Consider the following 23854-nt stretch of genomic DNA (forward strand, 5'->3'; position numbering starts at 1 on the left):
TCACTTCACCTGATGGTCATGTTCCTTCGTGGGACACGTAGCGAGACACCAGGAAACCGTTGTCCAGCTTGACGATCTGGCCCACGACCAGCTTGTCGGCCGGGTCTGCGCCGGACGTGCCGCTCGCACCGGTCCGGTCGAATGTCAGCCTCCCGGACGCGCCCGGGAAGTCACGCAAAGTGCGCAGCCTTTCGTAGAGGTCTTCTCGTGACGCCCCAACGGACGTCTGCCGTGCGACAACACTGACGGCGTCATAAGCGAGCAGGACATGTCCGTTGGGGCCCGAAAGGAATGCCCTTCTGGCGTGCTTCTTCTGAGCGGCCTCGTACGTGGTGAAGAACTGTTGCGTCGGCTGGGGAATCGGCTCGCGGCCCGGCGTCCACGCGAACGTCGTGAAGTAGAGCCGGCCGTCGGCGAATCGTTTGATGTCTTCCAGATCCGTGAAGTTCGTCGTCTCGAGCTGGGTCAGGTCGTCGCCGCCGAACACCACCGGGTCGGTGCAGTTGCTGTGGCTCAGCTCGGTCAGCAGCCCGCCGACCTCCGCCGTGCGGCCCGTGTAGAGGATGAGCGGGTTCGGAGCCTTCTCGCAGATGTCCGTCACCACCTGCCCCAGCTGGGTGGTGACCGCGTTGGCCGTCTCGTCGTAGTCGTGGCGTTCGGGCTTGAGGACGTCCTGGAACCCATCGGCGAGATCCGAGCTGTACTCGTCTCCTGGGCTGCGCACGAGGTGCAACGGGCGGCCGCGCAACGCTTCGGTGCGTTCGATGATGCGGGCGGCGACCTGCGCCTGACGGTCGTTGGCCGGCGCGACGCGGAAGAAGTACGGCTTCTGGCTGAAGTTCGTCGACGACAACGACGACCCGACCATCGGGATGCCGGTCGGCCGTTCCTTCGACGGGCCCAGCACCGCCAGCGCGGACTGCGTGGTCTCACGGCTCTGCCCGAGACCGGTCACAGCGATCACCGACGGGTCACGTTCGGCGTAGTCGCGGATCTGCCGCGCGACGACTTCGGCATGCGCGGACTCGCCCCCGAAGTTCGCGAGAACGAGGCGCACCAACGGATTGCGGCCGAGTCCGTCGAGCTGGTTCCAGTCGCGCTGGGCGAGGTAGGCGCCGCGCAGTTCGTTCACTCCCGCGGACAGGTCCCGCTTCACGCGCTCACTGGAACTGAGCATGGTGGCGACGACGATCGTGACGACGCTGCGGTCCTTCACCTTCGCGACGCGGTCGTTCTCCTCCGCGATGAGCTTCGCGAGCTCCTCCACCTCGGCGTCGTCGTTGTTCTGCGTGGCCGGGTCACCGTAGGCGAACCTGCCCGGTTTCTCGCTCAGGCCAACGCATTGCACTCCATCCATTTTGGACAGGCGCGTGCGGGCGCCGCCGAGGTCCGCGACGAGCTCGGCGGGTTCGAGAACGCCGTAACGCAAGCAGGTGGTGCTGCTCTGGAGATAGAAAGCCGCGCCGTACAGGACAAGCAGCACGACGACGAGGTAGACGGTCACGCGCCGCACCGAGTTGCGGCCCGGCCAGCGACGCGGATACGGGAACCTGCCGACCGTGGACGGGCGCGGCAGCGACACCGGCGGCGACGCGGGCGTGTTGTGCTCCAGCGCGCGTTTCGTTGCGCGGTAGGCGGTCAGACGTTCCTCGGCGCCATCGAGTTCCTGGTGGGTGCGCAGAACCTGGTCGTACATCTCGACGGTCGGACGGACGGTCCGGCTGCGGGAGCGCAGTTCCCACGTCGCGATGACCGCGTCCTCCAGCAGTCCCGTCTCCGGGCGCACCACGCTGTCGTAGCGGCGGTGCAGGTTGCGTTTGGTGCCGGTTCTCAGGCGCTCCCACCACGTGCGCGGCTCCTCGTCGAACTCCGGTTCACCTTCGCCGGGCGGCATCGGGGCTTCGGCGATGGCGGCGAGCTCGGCGATCCAGCGGTCGCTGCGTTCGTCGACGTGCGGGCGCAGGCGATGCGCGACGAGGTGGACTTGGCCGAGCGCGAGTGCGTGGTAGAGCGCGTCTTCGCGTTGCCCGAGGCTGTCGTAACGATCCTTCAGCAACCGATGGACGTTCGCGTGCGAGAACGGCTGGTCCGCCGGAACGTCGCGGAGCCTGCGTGCGAGAAGGTCGCGCAACAGCGGGTGCAGGACGAAGTTCTCGCCCTCCTGGCCGACGAAGCTCAGCTGCGCCAGCAGTGAGCGCATGTTCTCGGCCGACCACGACGGCGGCAGCAGCGCGCGGATCACGTGCCGGTCGAGCACTCGCGGGGCAGCCAGACGGGCGAAGATCTCGCGCGCCGCCTCGCGTTCGGGCATCTCCTCGGTGCCCGGAATGCGTTGGAAGAAGCGGAGAAGCAGGTAGTCGCCGACGGTGGCGTCCTGGAACGTCGTGGTCTCGTCGACCGGCAGCCGTTCGTCGAACACCGAGCGCACCGACGGCAACACCTGGTCCCGTGCGAACACGAACTGCACGAGCTGGATGGCGAGCCGCACCGCGAGCGGGTGGCCGTGCGTGACCTCCTGAAGCTCTTCGACGAGCGCCTCGGACTCGACCGTGCTGTTGCGGGTGCGGTTCCACTCGGCGAGGAACTGCCGCGTCTGCGCCAGGGTGAAGGGCTCCAGGCGCACCGGCTTGAAGACCGCCGAGTCGGCCAGCGCGGGCGCGGACTGCTTGGTGGCGATCACGAGCAGCGGCACGTGCGGTTCCTTCGCGCGGCGCTCGGCGAGCAGGCTCAGGAAGTCGGTCGCCCGCGCGGCGGGCCGTGGCCGTTTCGGGGGCAGGTAGGAGTCGATGCCGTCGAGCAGGTCGGCGCCGTCGAGCAGCAACAGGCTGTTCATCCTGCGGTAACGGCGGAACCGGTAGGCGGCCGTGATGTCGGCGAGGAAGGCGGCGACGAGCAGGCGGTCGATCTCCAGCGTCTCGCCGGCGCGGTTGAGATTCCACGTGTGCACGAGTGCGGCGTCGAACTTCGGGCGTTGCCCCGATTTCAGCTCGCCGCCGACGTAGTTCTCGAACCAGCGCAACGCACTCGCGACCCGAGGCCCGCCCAGCAGCCAGCGCAACGGCCTCGGCGCGACGACCGCGAGCCCGATGAGCCACAGCAGCAACGGCCGCAGCACCTTGCCCAGGCCCTGGGCGGGCGGCAGCATCTCGACGACCTCGGCGGCATCGGCCACCGCGACGAGCCGGGTCATCTGCTTGGCGGCGAGCTCACGGGCGCGGTGGTGCGGATCGTCCGCGGGCTCGGTGTACAGCGCGAGCCGGGCGAGGTCGTAGCGCGGTAACCGCATTCGGCCGAACTCGGCGTGCCGGTAGGAGCGCAGCTGCTCGGCGGCGACGTCGAGGATGTCCTTGCAGGAACGGGATCCGGCCTTGTCGAGGTCGACCTTCGCCGTCGGCGCGTCGCGGTAGCGGCGGCGGACGTGGTCGAGCAGCGACGTCTTGCCGCTGCCGCCGGGACCGAACGCGACGATCACCGGCAGGGGGTGTTTCGCGCGGCGTTCCACCAGGGACTCCACCAACGCGGTGATGTCGTCCCTGCCGACGAGCCCGATCTCCGGTTCCAGCGCCATGATCCTCAGACGCTTCGGGGACCGATCCTGTTCCGTTCCGAATGAGCCAGTTAACGGTCCGCGTGCAGCCTGGCCACGAAGCTGAACCGATCACCCCGGTAGAGCGACCGGGCGCGTTCGATCGGGTGGCCGTCGACGTCGTAGGAGACGCGGTGCAGCAACAGCATGGGCAGCGCCGGGTTCGTGCCGATCAGCAGCGCCTCGCGGGGCGTGGCGAGCACCGTCTCGACGCGCTCCTCGGCCTCGGCGAAACGGACGCCGAGCCGTTCGGTGAGGCACGCGTAGAGCGAGCCGGCGGGGTCGAGCTTCTCCAGCAGGTCCGGGAAGCGGCCGAGGCTCAGGTACGTCGATTCGAGGCCGATGCGTTCGTCGTCGGCGAGCAGGACGCGTTCGAGGTGCACGATCGGGTCGCCGGGTTCGAGCATCAGGTCGCGGGCCAGACCCTCGTCCGCGCCGAGCTCCTCGACCGTAATGACCGTGCGGTTCGGCTCGACGCCCTGCCTGCGCATGCCCTCGGTGTAGCTGACCAGGGACAACGGCTGGACGAGCTTGGGCGGCGCGACGAACGTTCCACTGCCCTGGCGGCGGATGAGCTTGCCTTCGAGCACGAGCTCGCTGACCGCCTGGCGCAGCGTGACGCGCGAGACGGAGAACCGTTCGGCGAGTTCACGTTCGGAGGGCAGGACGGTACCTTCGCCGAGGTTCTCGACGAGGTCGAACAGCTCGGCCTTGACCGCGTAGTAGCGCGGGAGACGGCCGTGTTCTGGAATGCCCGCGCGAACGGGTCGATCAGCGCGGTGCGGCGGGACGCGGTTCACGTGGCGTGAGCCTACGTGACGCCCCGTGTGATCACGGGGCCAGCTTCGGCGGGTCGGGGATCTTGTAGCCGGAAGATCCGATGTTGGCCTCGAGCGACTTGCGCCAGGCGCCCGTGTCGATCATCTTCTGCATCGCGGCCTGGACCTTCGTCTTGCTGGCGGGGTCGTCGCGGTGCAGGCCGACGCCGTACTCCTCCTTGCTGAACGGATCGCCGACGACCCGCAGGAGCTCGGGGTTCTGGGCGGCGTAGCCCGCGAGCAGCACGTCGTCGGTGGTGACGGCGTCGACGTTCTCCGCGAGCAGCGCCGTGACGCAGTCGCTGAACTTGGCGTACTCGACCATCTTCACGTCTTTCGCGAACTGGTCGCGGACGTACTCGGCCGAGGTCGAGCCGGCGGTGGAGCACAGGCGCAGGGTGGCGTTGAGCGACTTCGGGCCCTCGATGCGATTCTCGTTCATGCGCACCAGCAGGTCCTGGCCCGCGACGAAGTACGGGCCGACGAAGTCGACGATCTGCTTGCGCTTGTCCGTGATCGAGTAGGTGGAGACGACCATGTCGGCCTCACCGCTGGTCAGCAGCGTCTCCCGGTTGCCGGGCTGCGCTTCCTTCCAGGTGATGTTCTCCTCTTGGACGCCCAGTTCGTTCGCGATGTACTTGGCGACGTCGACGTCGAAGCCGCGGTAGCTGCCGTCGAGCCTGCGCACCGACAGTCCCGGCTGGTCGTACGACACGGCGATGACCATGCGGTCGTTCGAACTGACCTTGCTGGCCATACCGGAACCGCCGCCACCCGCGCACGAGGCGAGCAGGAGCACGGCCGCACATGTTGCCGCGACCAGGCGGAGAAGTGCTCTCGGCGTCATTCGTCCCTCTTACAGCGGTTATCAACTACAGCGTTTGTTCCAACGGGCATGCGCCTGCGCACCTGCTTCGGCGCTGCTGGGCGATGCCGGAAACCTAAGCGGCGAACCGACGCATGTCCATACCTCGACGCGAATGGAAACAACGGAATCGGTGCGGTAACAGATCAGTCCGCAGTCAGCCCAGCAGTCAGCGCAGGCGGCGTGGACCGGCGTCGTGCAGGGACGGAGGAGGGCCGATGACGATGCGGGCGCTGCTCACGAAAGCCCCTGCGGCAGAAGCAAGAACGGGCTCGAGCTTCAGCGAACGCACCTCCGGAAGGTCCTCGGCCAGTGCGGCCAAACGGAGTACCAAATCCTGAAGTGCTTTCAGGTCCGCGGGTTCGTCGCCGCGGTAACCGGTGAGCAGAGGCGCTGCTTTCGGTGCCGCAACGAGTTCCGCCGCGTCGGTGTCCGTGAGTGGTACTGCCCGGTAGGCCCGGTCGCCGAGGAGATCGCTGACCAGACCCGACAGTCCGAACCAGACCAGCGTGCCGAAGCTCGGGTCGTCCTGCAGGCCCAGCACGCAGCTGACTCCCTTGGGCGCCATGCGTTGCACGTACACGCCCGGTTTGCCGGAGAGTTCGGCGAGGTCCTGGTAGGCCCCCGTGACCGATTCGGCGTGGGCGACGTCGAGCCGGACGCCGACGAGATCGGTGCGGTGACGCAGGCGTTCGCTGGTGGCCTTCATCGCGACGGGATAGCCGAGTTCGTCGGCCGCCCGCACGGCTTCCTCGGCGCTGTGGGCGATGCGGAACGGGACGACGTCGATGCCGTAGCACTCCAGCAGTTCGACGGCTTTGCGGTCGTCGAGGCGGAGCTCGGTCTGCGGGCTGTCCACAATGGATCGCGCCTTCTCGGCGTCGATGCCTTCGGGGCGCACGAAGTTGCCCTGCGGCGCCGCGCGCCAACGGGCGTAGCGGACGGCGCGGGCCAGGGAGAGCACGGCCCGTTCGGGACTGGCGTAGCTGGGGATCGACCCCTTGCCGGGCATCTTGAGCTCGTCGGGAATGCCCTCGACCGCCAAGAACGTGGAGACGATCGGTTTCGTGCGGTGCGCGGATTCCTTGATCGCCCGCGCGTAGGCGGCGCCGGGGACCGCGATCGGGGGCACGAACACGACGACGAGCGCGTCGGTGTCGGCGCGGTCCAGGGCCTCTTTGACCGCTTTCGCGAACTCGTCGGGGGTGGCCTGGGCACCGACGTCGATGGGGTCGCCCGCGAGGTCGAGGTCCTGGGCGAGCAGCGTGTCGGCGGCGAGCAGGCCGATCGCGGTGGAGTTGCCGACGACGGCGACGCGTTTGCCCTTGGGCAGCGGCTGGTGGGCGAGCAGGAGCGCGGTGTCGAACAACTGGGCCAGCGAGTCGACCCGGATCACGCCGGCCTGCTCGAACAGGGCCTGAACGCTCGCCTCGTCGACCTTCGCGGCGGTGGCGGCGAGGCCGGGGACGACGGCGTGCCGTCCGGACTTCACCGCGACGATGGGCTTGGTGCGGCCGAGCCGGCGGGCGAGCCTCGCGAACTTGCGCGGGTTGCCGAACGACTCCAGGTAGAGCAGGACGACGTCGGTGGCGGGGTCGGTCTCCCAGTACTGGAGCAGGTCGTTGCCGGAGACGTCGGCGCGGTTGCCGGCCGAGACGAACGTGGACAGGCCCAGGCCCCAGCCGGCGGCGTTGGCGAGGATGGCCGTGCCGAGGGCACCGGACTGGCAGAAGAAGCCCGCGCGGCCCCGTGCCGGCAGCTTCGGGGCGAGGCTTGCGTTGAGGCGGACCTTGGGGTCGAGGTTGATCACGCCGAGTGCGTTCGGGCCGACAACGCGCATGCCGTGCGCTCTCGCCTCCGCCGCGAGCCTGCGTTCGGCCGACAGCCCGTCCGGACCCGTCTCTCCGTAGCCCGAACTGACGACGACGAGCGCCTTCACGCCCTTGGCGAGGCATCCGTCCATGACCTCGTCGACGCTGGCCGCGGGGACGGCGACGACGGCGAGGTCGACGTCGTCGGGGATGTCGAGCACGGTCGGATAGGCCCGGACGCCCCGCACGGCGCGATGCTCGGCGTTGACGGGGTAGACGGGCCCGTTGAAGTCGGCTTCGAGGAGGTTCTTGAGGACCGCGTGCCCGATCTTGGTCGGGTCGGTGGACGCGCCGATGACCGCGACGCTGCGGGGATGCAGCAGGTTGTGCACGCTGCGGGCCTCGGCGGCCTGCTCGCGGGCCCTGGCGACGGCGACGGACTCGTCGGTGGGGTCGATCGCGAACTCCAGGTGCAGCACGCCCTCCTCGAACGCCCTGCTGACCTGGTAGCCGGCGTCGCGGAACACCCGGACCATCTGCCCGTTCTCGGCGAGCACCTCGGCCTCGAACCGCTCCAGCCCGACCTCCCTGGCCGCGGCGGCGAGGTGTTCGAGCAGGATGCTGCCCAGCCCGCGGCCCTGGTGCCCGTCCTGGACGACGAACGCCACCTCCGCGCTGTCTCCCCGGTGGCCGTCACCGTAGAGCCGGTCGAACCTGCCGACGGCGACGATGTCGTCGCCCAGTAGCGCGATGAGCGCGACGCGGTCGTTGTGGTCGACGGTGCTGAACCGGTCGAGGTCGCGCTGCGGGATCCGCGGGTACGGCCCGAAGTAACGGAAGTACCGCGTCCGCTCCGACAGCCGGCCGTGGAACTCCCGCAGCTTCTCGCCGTCGTCCGGCGTGATCGGCCGCAGGTGCACGGTGCCGCCGTCGCTGAGGACGACGTCCGCCTCCCAGTGCCTCGGGAAGTCGAACGGATCTCTGTGCCCGTTTTCGGAGCCCACCTGGCTTCAGTCCCTGGGGTCGTCGGGATCAAGTCCGTGCAACGGGAACACCGCGCGACGGGTCTCGCGGATCGCCTTGTCCACCGGCTCCTCGGCGTCCCCACCCCACGGCTGGTACCCAGCGTCGCATCCATCCGTCATCGACGCAGGCAAAGGCCACTCGGGCGCGATGCGTGTCGCGTGCGCCACCCAGTCCGCCGGCAACGGCCGGTTCGGGTCGACGTCGCGGTCCAGGACCGTCGCCAGCAGGTGCGTCCACGACCGCGGCACCACCCTGAGCAGCTCATACCCGCCACCGCCGAGCGCGAGCCACTTGTACCCGTGCTCGTTCACCAGGTCCCGGAAAGCCTGATAGATCGCCCGATGCCCGTCCACGCTCAACGACAGGTCCGCGAGCGGATCCTCCTTGTGCGTGTCGACACCGCACTGCGTCACCAGCACCTGCGGCCGGAACGCCCGCAACAACGAGGGCACCGTCGCGTGGAACGCCCGCATCCAGCTGCCGTCCCGCGTCCCGGCGGGCAACGGCACGTTGACCGCACTCCCCTCGGCCCCGGCGCCACCGACCTCATCGGCCCAGCCGGTACCGGGCCACAGGCTCATCGGATGCTGGTGCAACGAGACCGTCAGCACCCGAGGGTCGTCCCAGAACGCCGTCTGCACCCCGTCCCCGTGATGCACGTCGACATCGACGTAGGCAATGCGTTCCACCCCGCTGCGCAACAGCCACTCGATCGCCACCGCGCAGTCGTTGTAAACGCAGAACCCGGCCGCGCTGTCCGGCATCGCGTGGTGCAACCCACCCGCGATGTTGACCGCCCGATCCACCTCACCCGACGCGATGGCCCGAGCCGCCACCAGCGACCCGCCCACGACCAACGCCGAAGCCTCGTGCATCCGCTCGAACACGGGGTTGTCCGGCGTCCCCAGCCCGTGCCCGACATCCCACCCGGCCGTGGGCGCCGCCTGCACAGCACTCAGATAGCCGGGCATGTGCACCAGCTCGATCTCCTCTTCGCTGGCCGGCTCAGGCACCCGCAGGTCAACGCCGTCCAGCACCCCGAGCGCCGTGGCGAGCCGCACGGTCAGGTCGAGCCGCACCGGATTCAGGGGATGGTCGCCACCGAGGTCGTACCCGAGGAAGGACCTGTCCCAGACAACAGCGGCTGGCTTACCCATGCCCAGCAACCTACAGTCGCCACTTTCCGGCGCGCCTTCCCAGCGCACCCTTTCTGGCGCACGTCGCCGGAACCGATCGCACCGAACAGGGGTCAGAGGCGACATGCACCTGCGACCAGCGGCCATCCTCCTCGCACTGGGCCTGACCCTCGCCGCCGTCACAGGCTGCGCCGAACAGGTCACAGGCTCGGCGGCAGCCGACCCCAACGCGATCCAAGAGCCCGCCGACCCCAGCACGACCACGAAGAAACCCCCCGCCAGCACCCCGGCCTCCAAGCCGGCGGACCCCACCGCCCAGAAACAGGGCGACGTGAAGATCACCACCAGGAAGAAGGCCACCGGCCTGGAGACCTGCGGCGTCCTCAAGGCGGCGGACATCGAAGCCGCCACCGGCGGCAAGTCCTCGGCGGACGGCGGCTGCATCCACACCACCACCGGCCCGTCCACCGTCATCACCCAGATGGTCACGGTCCCCGAGGTGGCGGACCAGGACGGCGAGAAGAAGCAGATCGAGATCGGCGGCAACACGGCATGGCAGGTCAGCGCCTCCAAGGAGGACTGCCAGGTCACCGTCATGCTGACCGACGACCCGAACGTCATCACCCCGGCCTTCTCGGTGAGCGTCCTGGCGATCGAGGAACTGGACACCTGCGCCGCGGCCCTGAAACTCGCCACCGACGGCTTCAACCGCATCCCCAGCGCCTAGCCCCAGCGTCCATCCCTGACGGGCACCCTCATCCGCCGGTCGCGACCTCCCGGTCCAACGCACACCAGTTGGACCACGACCCGGCGTACAACGCCGCCGGCTTCTCGGCCGACGTGATCCCCGCGACCTCCAGCGCGAGCACCACGGACGACGCGGTCACGCCCGACCCGCAGTACACACCGACAGCCACACCACCCGACACCCCGAGCCCGGCGAACCGCGCGGCCAGCTCCTCCGGCCCGAGCCACCGCCCGTCCGCTCCCACATGCCCGGTGGTCGGCGCGTTGAGCGCCCCAGGAACGTGCCCGGCCTTGGGATCCACCGGCTCGGTCTCCCCGCGATACCGCGCGGCCGCCCGCGCGTCGAGCAGCACACCTTCCTGAGCGAGCGCCGCCGCCCCGTCCGCGTCCAGCACCGGCATCTGCCCAGGCCGCACCACCACGTCACCGGCGGCATCACTCGCGGTGTCAGCCGTCAGGGCGGCCGGCACGTCCGCGGTCACCGGCAGCCCGGCGGCCTCCCACGCGGCGAACCCGCCGTCCAGCACCGCGACCTCACCGAACCCGGCCCACCGCAACAGCCACCACACCCGCGCGGCGACCGAGCCGTCCCCACCGTCGTACGCCACGACCTGACCGCCCTCGCGCACCCCCGCGCCGCGCAGCACCTCCTGCAACCGCTCCGGATCCGGCAGCGGATGACGGCCCCCGATCCCGGGCGGAGCGGACAGCTCGGTGTCCAGATCCACGTACACCGCGCCAGGCACGTGGCTGACCTCGTAGTCTTGGCGTCCGGGTGGTCCGCCGAGACGCCACCGGACGTCCAGCACGACGGTGGCCGAACGCGCACTCAGCGCATCGGCGAGGGCCTCAGGAGTGATCAAGGGATGCACGGCTCACATCCTGCACCCGCGCGGACACCTGTGTCCCCCGGCACGACTACCATTGACACCATACGAAGGGGAGCGGGTGTGAACGACCTCATCGACACCACGGAGATGTATCTCCGCACGATCTACGAGCTCGAAGAAGAGGGCGTGGTGCCTCTGCGCGCCCGCATCGCCGAGCGCCTCGGCCAAAGTGGACCGACGGTGAGCCAGACCGTCGGCCGCATGGAACGAGACGGCTTGGTCATCGTGGCGGAGGACCGCCACCTCGAGCTCACCGAGCAGGGCCGCAACCTCGCGATCGCCGTCATGCGCAAGCACCGGCTCGCCGAGCGCCTCCTCGTGGACATCATCGGGCTCGAGTGGGAGCACGTGCACAGCGAGGCATGCCGCTGGGAGCACGTGATGAGCGAGGCGGTCGAACGCAAGCTCATCAAGCTGCTCGGCAACCCCACCACCTCGCCCTACGGCAACCCGATCCCCGGCCTCGACAAGCTGGGCGACGGCGAGCCCGCCCCGCCCGCCGAGGCGGATCTGGTGCGCGTGGACGAGGTGGCCCGCCGCGGCGGCGGGCGCGTCGAGGTGCGCCGCATCGCGGAGCACGTCCAGCTCGACCCGGACCTCATGGCCGAACTGAAGGCCGCCGGCGTGGTGCCGGGCGGCACCGTGGAGGTCGAGGCGCTGGGTGGCGCCAAGGTCATCCAGGTGCGCGGTGGCAACGGCACCACGGCAGAACTCGACCCCGCGGTCGCCCACGCCGTCATGGTGCTCGCCCGGTGACCCAGGCGACGACACCGGCGGCGAGGGCGGCCGAGGCGTTCCAGCGCCTGCACGGACGCGCGCCCGACGGGGTCTGGTCGGCACCAGGCCGCGTCAACCTCATCGGCGAGCACACCGACTACAACGACGGCTATGTGCTGCCGTTCGCGTTGCCCCACCGCATCGCGGTGGCGGCGTCGCCCCGTGCCGACGGCGTCATGACCGTCAGCACGATGGGCGACGACGGCGGGCTGCAGGAAGCGGACCCGGTCGTGGTCGCCGACCTAGTCCCCGGCACCGTCAAGGGGTGGGCCGCGTACCCCGGTGGAGTCGCCTGGGCCCTGCGCGAGCAGGGGATCGCCGTCACCGGCGGGGCTGACCTCGTCATCGCGGGCGACGTGCCCGCGGGGGCCGGTCTCTCCTCCTCGCACGCCCTGGAGTGCGCTGTCGCGCTCGCGCTGCTCGGCCTCGCCGGCGTCGACGCCGAGCGGGCGGACATCGCGCGTTGGGTGCAGCGCTCCGAGAACGACTTCGTGGGCGCACCGACCGGCATCCTCGACCAGACCGCATCGCTGTGCTGCATCGAAGCGCACGCCCTGTTTTACGACGTGCGCTCCGGCAAGCCTGAGCAGGTCGCGTTCGACGCGGCTGCCAGCGGGCTCGAGGTTCTCGTCATCGACACCCGTGCCAGCCACGCCCTCGTCGACGGCGGCTACGGCGCCCGGCGGGCGGGCTGTGAGCGCGCGGCCGGCATCCTCGGCGTCCCCGCGCTGCGCGACGTCGACATCGCCGAGCTCGACCAGACGCTCGTCAGGTTGCCCGAAGAGCTGCGTCCGCTGGTGCGGCACGTCGTGACCGAGAACGACAGGGTCCTGCGCACGGTCGAACTGCTCCGCACGGGCAGGCTCGCCGACGTCGGCCCCCTCCTCTCGGGCTCCCACGCGAGCCTGCGGGACGACTACCGGGTCTCGTGCCTCGAGCTCGACGTCGCCGTCGACTCCGCGATGGCGGCGGGCGCGCTGGGCGCCCGGATGGTCGGCGGCGGTTTCGGTGGCTCGGCCATCGCCCTCGTGCCCGTCGAACGGCACGACGAGGTCGAACGGTCCGTGCTCGCCGGCTTCGCCTCGCGCTCGCTCACGCGGCCGAGGCTCTTCACGGCGGTTCCGTCCGCGGGCGCGGGCAGGGACCGGTAGCCAAGAACGATCTTGACCAGGAATGCGAGGACTGTGGTGAAGCTGCTCGTCACGGGCGGGGCCGGATACGTCGGCAGCGTGTGCGCCGCCAGGCTGCTCGAAGCCGGACACGAGGTGGTCGTCCTCGACGACCTCTCCACCGGCCACGAGGACGCCGTCCCCGCGGGAGCGCGCTTCGTCAAGGGCGACATCGCCGAGGTGATCGGCGATGTCCTCGCGGAAGGGTTCGACGGAGTTCTGCACTTCGCGGCGAAGTCCCTCGTCGGCGAGTCCATGCAGGACCCCGGCAAGTATTGGACGGGTAACGTCCTGACGGCGATTCATCTGCTCGACGCGATGAAGGATCACGGCACGCCGAAGCTCGTCTTCTCCTCGACTGCCGCGACGTACGGCGAGCCGCGGGAGGTGCCGATCCCCGAGACCGCGCCCACCGCGCCCACCAACACCTACGGCGCCACCAAGCTGGCCATCGACCACGCGATCACGTCGTACGCGGCCGCGCACGGCCTGGCGGCGACGAGCCTGCGGTACTTCAACGTCGCCGGCGCCTACGGCAGCATCGGCGAGCGGCACGCGACGGAGACCCACCTCATCCCGCTCGTGCTCCAAGTCGCGCTCGGGCAGCGTGAGCACATCTCGATCTACGGCGAGGACTGGCCCACCGAGGACGGCACCTGCGTCCGCGACTACATCCACGTCACGGACCTCGCGGACGCCCATCTCCTCGCGCTGGAGCACGCCACCGCCGGCGAGCACCGGATCTACAACCTGGGCAACGGCACGGGCTTCTCGGTCAAGCAGGTCATCGACACCTGCCGCGAGGTCACCGGCCACCCGATCCCCGCCGTCGTCGCCCCCCGGCGCGCCGGCGACCCTGCCGTCCTGGTCGCCTCCGCCGAGCGGGCCCGCACCGACCTCGGCTGGAAGCCCGAGCGCGCGGACATCACCGGCATCGTCCGCGACGCGTGGGAGTTCACCCGCGCCCGGCACGGGGCCTGAGCCGGGATGACCGACTTCGCCTCCTTCGAGAGCTACAACGCCACCCCGCGTCTCGCGTCGCTCGCGCTGTCCCCGGACGGCACCCGGCTCGTCACGGTCGTGTCCTCGCTCGCGCCGGACGGCAAGACGTGGCAGGGCGCTCTCTGGGAGGTCGATCCCACCGGGGAGCGGGAAGCCGTCCGGCTCACCCGCTCCGCCAAGGGCGACTCCTCCCCCGTGTTCGCACCGGACGGGTCGCTGCTGTTCCTGTCGGCCCGCCCGGACCCGCTCGCGAAGCCGGGCGAGACCAAGGACAAGAAGGCGCTGTGGCGGCTTCCGGTCCGCGGTGAGGCCGCCGAGGTGCTGCGGCCGGGTAGCGGAGTCGGTCAGGTGCGTGCCGCCGGTGAGACGGTGCTGTTCACGTCGTCGGCGTACCGCTTCACCGAGTTCGGCGACGGCGACAACGCCAAGCGCAAGGCTCGCGAGGACGCCGGCGTGACAGCGATCCTGCACGAGTCGTACCCGATCAGGTACTGGGACTCGGATCTCGGCCCGGCCTACCCGCGACTGCTCGCGGCTCCGCTCGCGGACATCACCGCCGAGAAGGTCGCTGCCCTGAGCGAAGACTCCGAAAGCAGGCTCAGCGACGAGGACATCGCGCTCAGCCCAGACGGGAAGCAGGCCGTCTACGGCCACTCCGTCGACGTGAGCGCCGCCTACGGCCGCAGGATCGAGCTCCGGGTCGTCGCCACGAGCGGCGGCGCACCGCGGGTCATCGCCTCCGAGGAGGGTTTCTCCTTCCACGGCGCCACGTTCACACCAGACTCCGCCGCCGTGATCGCGATCCGGTTCCGCGAGTCCACTCCGGACTCCCCATACCGGCGCGATCTGGTGCGCATCGATCTGGCAGACGATTCGATCACGCCACTGGCGCCCGTTTTCCAGGAGGAACCGGACCACCCGGTGGTGAGTCCGGACGGGTCGGCGGTCTTCTTCACCGCGAGCCACCTCGGGCACCAGCCGCTGTGGCGGCTGGACCTGGCGAACGGCGAGATCACGAAGCTGACGGTCACCGGTTACTACAGCGATCTGGTCGTGAGCCCGGACAGCAAGACGCTGTACGCGTTGCGCAACTCCGTCGACCATCCGCCGCAGCCCGTGCGGTTCGCCTCCACCGGAGCCGACCAGGATCCGGAACGGCTGCGCGCGCCCGGCGCCCTCGGTTCGGTGCCCGGCACCCTCACCGAGATCTCCACGGTCGTCGCCGACGGCAGGACCGTCCGTTCCTGGCTGGTGCTGCCGGAAGGCGCCTCCGCCGACTCCCCCGCGCCGCTGGTCCTGTGGGTCCACGGCGGTCCGGTCATGAGCTGGAACGGCTGGACCTGGCGCTGGAACCCGTGGCTGATGGCCGCTCGCGGCTACGCCATCCTGCTGCCCGACCCCGCACTGTCGACCGGGTACGGGCCGGACTTCATCAAAGCCGGCTGGGGTCGCTGGGGTGCCGAGCCCTACACCGACCTGATGGCCATCACGGACGTCGCCGTCGAGCGAGCCGACATCGATGCCTCCCGGACAGCCGCGATGGGCGGGTCCTTCGGCGGCTACATGGCCAACTGGATCGCCACCCAGACCGACCGGTTCCGCGCGATCGTCACCCACGCGTCGCTGTGGCACCTCGACGCCTTCTCCGGCGGCACCGACAGCTCCTACTTCTGGATGCGGGAGATGGGCGACCCCCTCACCCAGCCGGAGCGGATCCTGGCCAACTCCCCGCACCTGCGGGTGGCCGACATCAAGACCCCGATGCTCGTCATCCACGGGGACAAGGACTACCGGGTTCCCATCGGTGAAGGGCATCGCCTGTACTTCGACCTCGTCCGCCACGGGGTCGATGCGAAATACCTTTACTACCCAACCGAAAACCACTGGATCCTCACCCCCGGCAACTCTCGGGTCTGGTACGAGACGGTGTGGGCGTTCCTGGCCGAACACGTCCTGGATCAGGACTGGGAGCGACCCGAACTGCTCTGAGCGCCTGCGAGCAACCCACGGGCGCTGTCCATGTACTTGGCGGCCAGCGCCCGCATCTCCGACGGAGGGAACGCGGCGCTGACAGCGGCGCGGATGAGCTTGCTCAGCGCATGGCCGGGGCAGGCCTCCTCGGCCGCGTCGAGCGCGATGGACGCGATCCCGCCGTCGCCACGCTGGTAGGCGTAGAACGCGAGCAGACAGGCCGGCTCCGCTCGTTCCGGCGCCGGGCTGCCCCTGGTGAGCTCGAGCCACAGGCGTTCAGCCAGCCGGGACCTGGGCTGTGTCGCGAACCCCATGCTCGCGTCGCGCACCTCGGGCACGGCCAGCGCCCTCGCCAGAGCGACGATCTCCTTGTCCGGCAACGATCCCTTGCGGTGCTCCACGGCGTCGATCGCGTCGCTGACCCGGTGCAGTTCAGTGCTCGGGTCAGCGTCGCACGAGGCTGTCACGAGTTCGTCGAGCAACGTGGATCTGCGTTCCAGTGCCTCAGGCGGATCCAGCGCGGCGATCGCGGCCATGGCGGCCCGCGACTCGAACGTCACGTTGCCCTCGTGTGCCGACGCGGCGGCCATGGCGGACAACTGGGGATCCGGCAGTGTCCCGTGGCAGTCGACGTCGAGATAGCAGAGCCATCGCGCGTCCTTCTGGCACGACGGCAGCCACACCGCCTCGACGACTTCGATGCCCACGCCGCCCAGTTCGAGTTTGAGCGTGGTGACCAGTGGTTCGTGCGGCAGCTCCTCGGGCATGTGCTCGGACGGCGGGCACACGACCACGAGGATCACTTCCGTGGCGCCTTGTTCTTGCAACGGACCTTCCAGCTGGGCCGCGAGTAGGCCTCTATGTCGCGGGCGGGGAAGGTCGACGCGCATGGTCATGCTGACCAGATGGTCTTTCAGCACCAGCACGACGAGCGAGTCGGCCGGGTGGAACCCCATCAGGTGCGGGATGGCGGCGTAGAGATCGCCGGCTGCGCGGACGCGGATCGGCTTCGAGAGGGCTGAGGGCATGGGCCCACTGTGGAGGGCGGGCAGGGTCGTGAACCGGGTCGGCCGCGAGGTTGTGGACAACTGGGCGGCTGTGGACAGGTTGAGATCTTGGGGCGCTTTGAAACGGGGTTTTGTCGGGGGTCGGTGCTATGTTGCCGCGCTTCGGCCCCGAGAGACCGAAGCGCGGCACCACATCAGAACGTCTGGAACACGGTGCGCCAGCCGCCGACGACCGGCAGCTCCACCGACGTCCGGGTGAGGTCCAGCGACAGGCCGGCACCCGGCTTCGGGCGCAGCGTGTAGTCGTAGTCGCTGGAGATCACGACGAACTCGAGCCGGTGACCGGTCTGCAGGATGTAGTCGTCCGGCACGATCGGCACCTCGACGTCGTAGAACTTGCCGGGCTTGATCGGCGACGTCTTGTCGGGCCGCTCCCTGTTCTGCGGGTCCGTCGAGCCGCGCGTGATGACGTGCGACCTGCCGTCCGCTGCGCGGTCGACGAGCAGCGTCGTCACGTTGGCCGCGGGCCGGTCGAACGCGACCCTCAGGTTCGCCGTCGACTTGCCCGACAGCCGCAGCGGCTTCTTCGCGGCCTCCGAGGTGTAGGAGAGCCGGTTCGGCGAGGTCGCCAGGTCGATCAACGACTCAGCCGTCTTCGTCGCGTCGTCGGTCAGCTTCTCGACGCCGCGGCCGGGCAGAATCCCGAGTCCGCCCTTGGTGGATCCACCCGCGGACAGACGCAGCTTCACGTCGGACGTGCCCGGAGCCGGCCAGTCCTTCTCGTCGACCCACGTCTTGTCCTCGCGCTGCAGAGTCGCCTTCGGCTCCTTGTCGACGCCGTTGCGGTGACCCCAGAGGTACTGGGTGAACCAGCGGTTCAGCGTGCGCCGCCACTCGACCGAACGCAGCGTGTCGGCGTCGGTGTGCCCGGACTGGTGCAGCCAGATCTTGTGCGGCACACCGACCTTCTTCAACGCCGAGTACCACTGCTCGACGTGCGTCATCTTGACGTTCCAGTCGTTGAGCCCGTGCACCGCCAGCACCGCCGCACGGACCTTGCGGACGTCGTTCAGGTAGTTCCGCTTGTCCCAGAACTGGCTGTAGTCGCCGGTGACGCGGTCCTGGTCCTTCGCGATCTCGGCGATGATCGGCTTGCAGATCTCCCTGTCCGCGCGCGTGTAGACGTACTCGGCGAGAACGTCGGCGTCCTCGCCCTGGAACGTGCCGGGTGCGACGACGGCGCCGTCCGCGCGGTAGTAGTCGTACCAGCTGGAGATCGCGGCGATCGGCACGATGGCTTCGAGGCCGCGCACGCCGGTGGAGGCGACGGCGTTGGGCAGCGTTCCGTTGTAGGAGACGCCCATCATGCCGGTCTTGCCGGTCGACCAGGTCGCCTTGATGGCTTCGCCCGTGGCGGTGCGTGCGGTCGCACGGCCGTTGAGCCAGTCGACGACGACACGCGCGCCGATCGTCTCGTTGACATCACCAGTCGTGGGGCAGCCCGTTGACTTGCCGGTGCCGAGCGACTCGGCGTAGACGACGGCGTAGCCACGCGCGATGAAGTAGGCCTCGTAACGACCCGACGTGATCGGGTTCGGGCCGAGGGCGGCGGTGATGCGTTCGTCGGAGGAGGACTTGAGCAAACGGCCGTTGCGCTTGTCGGGCACGTACAGTTCGACGTCGACATTGTGGTTGGCGACGTCGTTACCACCCGAGAAGTACGGGCTGACCATGTAGACGACAGGCACCTTGAGACCACGTTCGGTGGCACGTGGCCGGACGACCTCGGTGTAGACCTCGTCGTCCTTGCCGTCGCGGTCGCTGTCGACCGGTGCCCGGACCCAGAGGCTCTCCTTCACCACGTCCTTCGGATCGAAGACGGGTTGCGCCTCGCCGTCCTTGAACACCGGCCCTTCAGCGGCCTGGGCCGTCGTGGGCAGGAATGGCAGAACCAGCACCGCTGTCAGCAGTGCAACTCTTCGTGCGCCCCTCACGAGGCACCCCCAATGCGGAAGCCAGAGACAGGGATCGCCCTGCACCCTCTCCTTTGACTGCAAGACATGTCACCCGTCGAACGGCCCTTGACCTGAGAGCATGGACCGTGCACATTTCCGACTTCGTCCGCGTGTTGCCGAAGGCCGAGCTGCACGTCCACCTCGTGGGCGCGGCTTCCGTCGACACCGTCCTCACGCTCGCCCGCAACCACCCAGACGGACGGGTGCCGGCCGACGAGGACGCGTTGCGGAAGTTCTACGAGTTCAGGGACTTCCGGCATTTCATCAACGTGTACGGCATCGTCAACGACCTCGTCACCACCGGCGAGGACGTCCGCACTCTCATCGTCGGATACGCGCGCGACGCCGCACGAACCAATATCCGATATGCGGAGCTGACGATCAGCGCGACCAGCCACCTGCGGGCGGGCATCGCGCCCGACGAGCTCGTCGAAGCGTTGGAGGCGGGCCGCGACGAGGCGCTCGCCGTACATGGCGTGGCATTGCAGTGGATCTTCGACGTTCCCGGAGTCTGGGACCGCGACTGGGGAATGACGAGTGCGCGGTTCGCGACCGAGCACCGGCCTGATGGGCTGGTCGGGTTCGGCCTGGGCGGATTCGAGTCGGACTCGCCTAGGTCGAACTTCCGCGAAGCGTTCGCGATGGCACGCGACGCCGGGCTGCGCATGGTGCCGCACGCCGGTGAGACGACGCCGCCCAGCGAGATCTGGGCCGCGCTGCGCGATCTGCGTGCCGAACGGATCGGGCACGGCGTCAGCGCGGTGCAGGATCCCGAACTGGTGCGGCATCTCGCCGACGAAGGCGTCGTAGTAGAGGTCTGCCCGACGTCGAACATCCGCACGGGCGCCGTGACGTCACTGGACGAGCACCCGTTGCCGCGGCTCGTGGAAGCCGGGGTGCCGGTGACGATCAGCACCGACGACCCCGGCATGTTCCACACCGATCTCGACCGCGAGTACCTGCTGTGCCACGAGCGGTTCGGATTCGGTCGCGACGAGCTCGCCGATCTCGCGCGGGCAGCGGTGCGGGCGTCGTACGCGCCGGTCGAACTGAAGGACCAGTTGTTGAAGGAGATCGACGCGCTGTGAGTGGTGTGAGTGTGGTGACGACGACGGTCGATTCCGCCGAGGCCGCCGAGTCGCTGGCGAAGGGCGTCATCGAGGCGCGGCTTGGCGCGTGCGTGCAGATCGTGCCGATCCGCAGCGTCTATCGGTGGGACGGAGAGGTGCGCGTCGACGCGGAGTGGCAGTGCGTCGTGAAGACGTCCACCATCCGCGTCGACGACCTCGTCGTGCACATCAAGGCGCATCACACCTATGACGTACCCGAGGTCGTCGTCACCCCCGTGACCGGAGGTAACGACGACTACCTGGCGTGGGTCTCAGAGGAGACCTCTTAGGTGACGCGGCAACGGTCCGGTGTGCAGGACGCCGAGCCGTTGCGTCGCCCTCGTCAGCGCCACATACAGCTCGCTGGGCGACATGAGTTGCGGTTCGACGACGAGGACGACGTCGAACTCCAGCCCCTTCGACGCACGCGGCGGCATCCAGCCTTCGCCGATGACCGCGATCGTGCGCTCGTTGCGTGCGGCGGCATGCGCGTCGAGTTCGTCGCGCACAGCGGCCGATATATCAGTCACGCGGCGGGCCCACGGACGTACACCGGCCGTGCGTACCGACACCGGCGCCGACGCGTCGGGGTCGACGAGCTTCAGGACCGGGGTGGCCACTGCCATGATCTCGCCGGGCGTGCGGTAGTTGACCTCCAGCCGGCGATAGGCGAACCGGTCGAACACCGATCCCCAGCTCCGGACACCACCCGCCGCCTGGCGCTGGGCCAGGTCGCCGACGACGGTCATGGACCTGTTCGGGCATCGGCGCAGCAGCACGCGCCAGTCCATTGCGGACAGTTCCTGTGCTTCGTCCACGACGACGTGGCCGTAGGTCCACGTGCGGTCGTCGGCGGCGCGTTCGGCGAGGGTGCGCTGGTCGCGAACCTCATGCCGGGCGGCCAGCACCTCGGCGTTGACGAAGTCCGTGACGATGTACTCGTCGGAGTCCGCGCGCCTCTCGATGGACAGGACGTCCATGACGCCTCGCGCGTAGTCGAGCTGTTCTTCCTCCTCTCGCCTCGCCGCGCGCTCCGCGGTGCCGTCGGACCCGAGCAGGTCGGCGAGCTCGTCCAGCAGCGGCACGTCGGACACCGTCCACGCCTCGGGATCAGGCCGGTACAGCTCCGGTGCGCCGATCCGGAAACAGCGGCCTTCGTACAGGTCGGCGAGCAACTGCTCTGGTGTGAGCAGCGGCCACAGCCTGTCGACGACGTCGCGCAGCGCGGAGCTGTGGCGGAGCTCGTGGCGGACGTCCTCCTCGATCTCCGGCCAGTCGACGCCGATCAGCCGCAACGCCGGCGCGACGAGTTCCTCGGCGAGCGCGAGGAAGAAGTACTTGCGGGCGGCGTTGTGCGGCAAGCCGTAGTAGCGGGTCTTCTCTCGCGCGAGGGCGGCGACGTGCGCGTCGAGCGGGACGACGACGTCCTCCAACTCGATCTCGACGGGCTCGTCGGGCAACTCCTGCCGGTCGGCGACGGCGACGGCCAGCAGGTCCAGAACTGATATATCGCCTTTGAGCCGTTGCAACGGCGGGGTGTCCTCAATGTCGGTCACGAAGCCGGGATACAGCTCGCCGGGTGTCGCGAACACGACGTCGGTCTCTCCCAGCGACGGCAGGACGTCGCCGACGTAGCGGAGGAAGCCGGTGTTCGGGCCGACGATCAGCACGCCGTGCCGAGACAGGCGTTCACGGCGCGTATACAGCAGGTATGCCACGCGATGCAGGGCCACAGCGGTCTTGCCGGTGCCGGGACCACCCTCGATCACCAGCACACCGGGGCTCGAGTAGCGGATGATCTCGTCCTGTTCGGCCTGGATCGTCGAGACGATGTCGCGCATCGTCGCGGTCCGCGGCGCGTTGAGGGCGTCGAGCAGTGCGGTCGTGTCGGTCAGCAGTTCGTCGTCGTGGAAGTCGCACAGCTCCCGGTCACGAACGCGGAAGTGCCGTCGCAGTACGACACCTTCCGGGTTCGCGGCGGTCGCCGTGTAGAACGGGCGCGCGGCCGGTGCGCGCCAATCCAGCAGTAGCGGTTCGAAGTCGTCGTCGAACAACCCGACGCGCCCGATGTAGGTGCAGTCGCCTTTCTCCGAGTCGATGCGGCCGAAGCACAACCCCTCCTCCGCCGCGCGGTACTTCCCCACTTCCCTGGTCAGCAGCTCGACGGAGGCCTCGCGGTCCAGTCGCTGGGTGACGGTGTCCCGCAGCGCGGCCGCGAGGTCGGCCGCCGCTTTGTTCCGTTCTTTGTCGAGCTTTTCATACAGAGAGGTGATCCGTGCCTGTTCGCTCGCCAACACCTTGCCCCCTGTGATACAATCATTTTGTCTTCCCGGAAAATTCATTCCGAAAATGCAAAGCCATTCTTTTTATCACACTTCAGTCGCGCGCGGAACCCTTCGAGTGATCCCGCGATGAAGATGATTCGCGCAGGTCAGCGAGCCCAGCGGGTGATCACCGGCAATCAAGGTTCCATTGCCCGGACCGACGAGCCGATGCCGACCGAAGACTCCTGGTGGTCCGATTGTGGGTCCCTGGTAATTCGTCGTCCACCGCACCTGAGAATGTAAGATTCAGCGAAGCGGCTCGGACTGCAGGAGAGGCCCTCGAGGACGTGGTCAAGGCATGAAGCTGGTCATCCTGGGTGGCGGCGGCTTCCGCGTGCCGCTTGTCTATCGCGCGCTGCTCGCCGATCGTTCGCCCGGCCGCGTGACCGAGGTCGTGCTGCACGACCTCGACGCCGCCCGGCTCGCCGCGATCGGTGGCGTGCTCACCGAACTCGCGGCTGATATTTCGGATGCGCCGACCGTGACGACGTCGACCAACCTCGACGAGGCACTGCGCGGAGCGGACTTCGTGTTCTCCGCGATCCGTGTCGGCGGGCTCGACGGGCGCGCGGCCGACGAGAGCGTCGCGGCGGGCTGCGGTGTGCTCGGACAGGAGACAGTCGGCGCCGGCGGCGTTGCATACGGTCTGCGTACCGTGCCCGTCGCACTCGACATCGCACGTCGTATATCAGTGCACGCGCCCGACGCGTGGGTCATCAACTTCACGAACCCGGCCGGCATGGTCACCGAGGCGATGTCGGCGCACCTCGGCAACCGCGTCATCGGCATCTGCGACTCCCCCGTCGGACTCGGCAAACGAGTCGTGCGGGCGATCGGCGCCAATCCCGAAGACGCGTGGCTCGACTACGCCGGCCTCAATCACCTCGGCTGGTTGCAAGGCGTCCACGTGCACGGGCGCGATGTGCTGCCGGATCTGCTCGCCGACACCGAGCGGCTCGAGTCGTTCGAGGAGGGCAAGCTCTTCGGCGCCGAGTGGCTGCGGACGTTGGGCGCCATCCCGAACGAGTACCTGCACTACTACTACTTCACGCGTGAGGCGGTGCAGTCCGGTGCGTCGCGCGGGGCGTTCCTGCTGGAACAGCAGAAACAGTTCTACGCGGCGCCTTCGTGGGACAGCTGGGAGCGGACCCGTCTCGAACGCGAGCAGACCTACATGGCCGAGACCCGCGATGACGAACGCGACAGCGACGACCTCGACGGCGGCGGCTACGAGCGGGTCGCCCTCGACCTGATGCACGCCATCACGTCCGATCAGCGAGCCACTCTGATCCTCAACGTGCCGAACAGGACGACGTTGTCGTGCCTCGACGCGGACGCCATCGTCGAGGTGCCAAGCCTCGTCGACGCGAACGGCGCGCGGCCCGTCTCGGTCAGCCAGGTGCCGGACGAGGGCGTCGGACTCGTCACCGCGCTCAAGGTCGTCGAACGCGCCACCATCAAGGCGGCCATCAGTGGCGAGCGCGCACACGCGGTGAAAGCCTTGGCGCTGCATCCGCTCGTTGACTCCGTCAGCGTCGCTCGCAAGATCGTTGACGCACATCCGCTCCTGTCCGAAGTCTTCCGCGCTACGTTCTGAGGTC

The 23854-nt window shown here is 69.0% G+C and carries 17 protein-coding genes; 8 read left to right on the top strand and 9 right to left on the bottom strand.

Annotated elements, in window-relative coordinates; translation table 11 throughout:
• Positions 1-16: 16 nt before the first annotated feature.
• The 5 genes from BM417_RS25840 to BM417_RS25860 form a co-directional block, all read right to left on the bottom strand.
• The gene (locus tag BM417_RS25840; protein ID WP_093599598.1) at positions 17-3568 is read right to left on the bottom strand and encodes an ABC transporter substrate-binding protein; all 3552 of its coding nucleotides are present in this window, start codon (positions 3566-3568) and stop codon (positions 17-19) included.
• A gap of 50 nt (positions 3569-3618) precedes the next feature.
• Positions 3619-4386: a GntR family transcriptional regulator gene (locus BM417_RS25845; RefSeq protein ID WP_093599601.1), complete on the bottom strand. Its 768-nt coding sequence runs from the start codon at positions 4384-4386 to the stop codon at positions 3619-3621.
• Positions 4387-4417: 31 nt separating this feature from the next.
• Positions 4418-5251, bottom strand: a complete 834-nt coding sequence (locus tag BM417_RS25850; protein WP_093599604.1) for a glutamate ABC transporter substrate-binding protein — start codon at positions 5249-5251, stop codon at positions 4418-4420.
• Between the two features lie 187 nt (positions 5252-5438).
• Positions 5439-8084 (bottom strand): bifunctional acetate--CoA ligase family protein/GNAT family N-acetyltransferase, encoded by a 2646-nt coding sequence (locus tag BM417_RS25855; RefSeq protein ID WP_093599607.1) that lies wholly within the window; start codon positions 8082-8084, stop codon positions 5439-5441.
• Between the two features lie 6 nt (positions 8085-8090).
• Positions 8091-9263 (bottom strand): acetoin utilization protein AcuC, encoded by a 1173-nt coding sequence (locus BM417_RS25860; protein ID WP_093599610.1) that lies wholly within the window; start codon positions 9261-9263, stop codon positions 8091-8093.
• A gap of 103 nt (positions 9264-9366) precedes the next feature.
• On the opposite strand from BM417_RS25860, the gene BM417_RS25865 reads away from it, so the two are divergent.
• On the top strand, positions 9367-9969 hold the full coding sequence (locus BM417_RS25865; protein ID WP_093599613.1) for a DUF3558 domain-containing protein: 603 nt from the start codon (positions 9367-9369) through the stop codon (positions 9967-9969).
• Between the two features lie 28 nt (positions 9970-9997).
• Here the strand turns inward: BM417_RS25865 and BM417_RS25870 are convergent, their stop codons facing one another.
• Positions 9998-10861 (bottom strand): sulfurtransferase, encoded by an 864-nt coding sequence (locus BM417_RS25870; protein WP_093599616.1) that lies wholly within the window; start codon positions 10859-10861, stop codon positions 9998-10000.
• 78 nt (positions 10862-10939) lie between these two features.
• On the opposite strand from BM417_RS25870, the gene BM417_RS25875 reads away from it, so the two are divergent.
• The 4 genes from BM417_RS25875 to BM417_RS25890 are packed head-to-tail and all read left to right on the top strand — an operon-like array spanning position 10940 to position 15816.
• Positions 10940-11635, top strand: coding sequence for a metal-dependent transcriptional regulator (locus BM417_RS25875; RefSeq protein ID WP_030474727.1), 696 nt, complete (start codon positions 10940-10942; stop codon positions 11633-11635).
• Positions 11632-12807 (top strand): galactokinase, encoded by a 1176-nt coding sequence (gene galK, locus BM417_RS25880; protein WP_093599619.1) that lies wholly within the window; start codon positions 11632-11634, stop codon positions 12805-12807. Before BM417_RS25875 ends, galK begins: the two co-directional genes overlap by 4 nt.
• 36 nt (positions 12808-12843) lie before the next feature.
• A complete protein-coding gene (gene galE, locus BM417_RS25885) occupies positions 12844-13806 on the top strand; it encodes a UDP-glucose 4-epimerase GalE (protein ID WP_093599622.1) in 963 nt (320 codons plus the stop codon).
• A 6-nt stretch (positions 13807-13812) separates the two neighbouring features.
• Positions 13813-15816 carry a S9 family peptidase gene (locus BM417_RS25890; protein ID WP_093599625.1) on the top strand — a complete coding sequence of 668 codons (2004 nt, stop codon included), beginning with the start codon at positions 13813-13815 and terminating at the stop codon, positions 15814-15816.
• On the opposite strand, the gene BM417_RS25895 is transcribed toward BM417_RS25890, so the two are convergent.
• The gene (locus BM417_RS25895) at positions 15786-16826 is read right to left on the bottom strand and encodes a DUF4192 domain-containing protein (RefSeq protein WP_093599627.1); all 1041 of its coding nucleotides are present in this window, start codon (positions 16824-16826) and stop codon (positions 15786-15788) included. The two genes, BM417_RS25890 and BM417_RS25895, sit on opposite strands and share 31 nt — an antisense overlap.
• Positions 16827-16999: 173 nt before the next feature.
• Positions 17000-18799, bottom strand: coding sequence for a Xaa-Pro dipeptidyl-peptidase (locus tag BM417_RS25900; RefSeq protein ID WP_093599630.1), 1800 nt, complete (start codon positions 18797-18799; stop codon positions 17000-17002).
• Positions 18800-18906: 107 nt separating this feature from the next.
• Here BM417_RS25900 and add point away from each other — a divergent pair, with 107 nt between their 5' ends.
• On the top strand, positions 18907-19908 hold the full coding sequence (add, locus tag BM417_RS25905; protein ID WP_245822171.1) for an adenosine deaminase: 1002 nt from the start codon (positions 18907-18909) through the stop codon (positions 19906-19908).
• Positions 19905-20219 (top strand): divalent-cation tolerance protein CutA, encoded by a 315-nt coding sequence (cutA, locus tag BM417_RS25910; protein WP_245822172.1) that lies wholly within the window; start codon positions 19905-19907, stop codon positions 20217-20219. Before add ends, cutA begins: the two co-directional genes overlap by 4 nt.
• Here cutA and BM417_RS25915 read toward each other — a convergent pair.
• The gene (locus BM417_RS25915) at positions 20202-22226 is read right to left on the bottom strand and encodes a UvrD-helicase domain-containing protein (RefSeq protein WP_322788987.1); all 2025 of its coding nucleotides are present in this window, start codon (positions 22224-22226) and stop codon (positions 20202-20204) included. The genes cutA and BM417_RS25915 overlap by 18 nt on opposite strands.
• A 325-nt stretch (positions 22227-22551) precedes the next feature.
• Here BM417_RS25915 and BM417_RS25920 point away from each other — a divergent pair, with 325 nt between their 5' ends.
• Positions 22552-23850 carry a 6-phospho-beta-glucosidase gene (locus BM417_RS25920; protein WP_093599639.1) on the top strand — a complete coding sequence of 433 codons (1299 nt, stop codon included), beginning with the start codon at positions 22552-22554 and terminating at the stop codon, positions 23848-23850.
• Positions 23851-23854: the final 4 nt, after the last annotated feature.

It is taken from the genome of Lentzea waywayandensis (assembly GCF_900115955.1).
GTDB classification, from domain to species: Bacteria; Actinomycetota; Actinomycetes; order Mycobacteriales; family Pseudonocardiaceae; genus Lentzea; species Lentzea waywayandensis.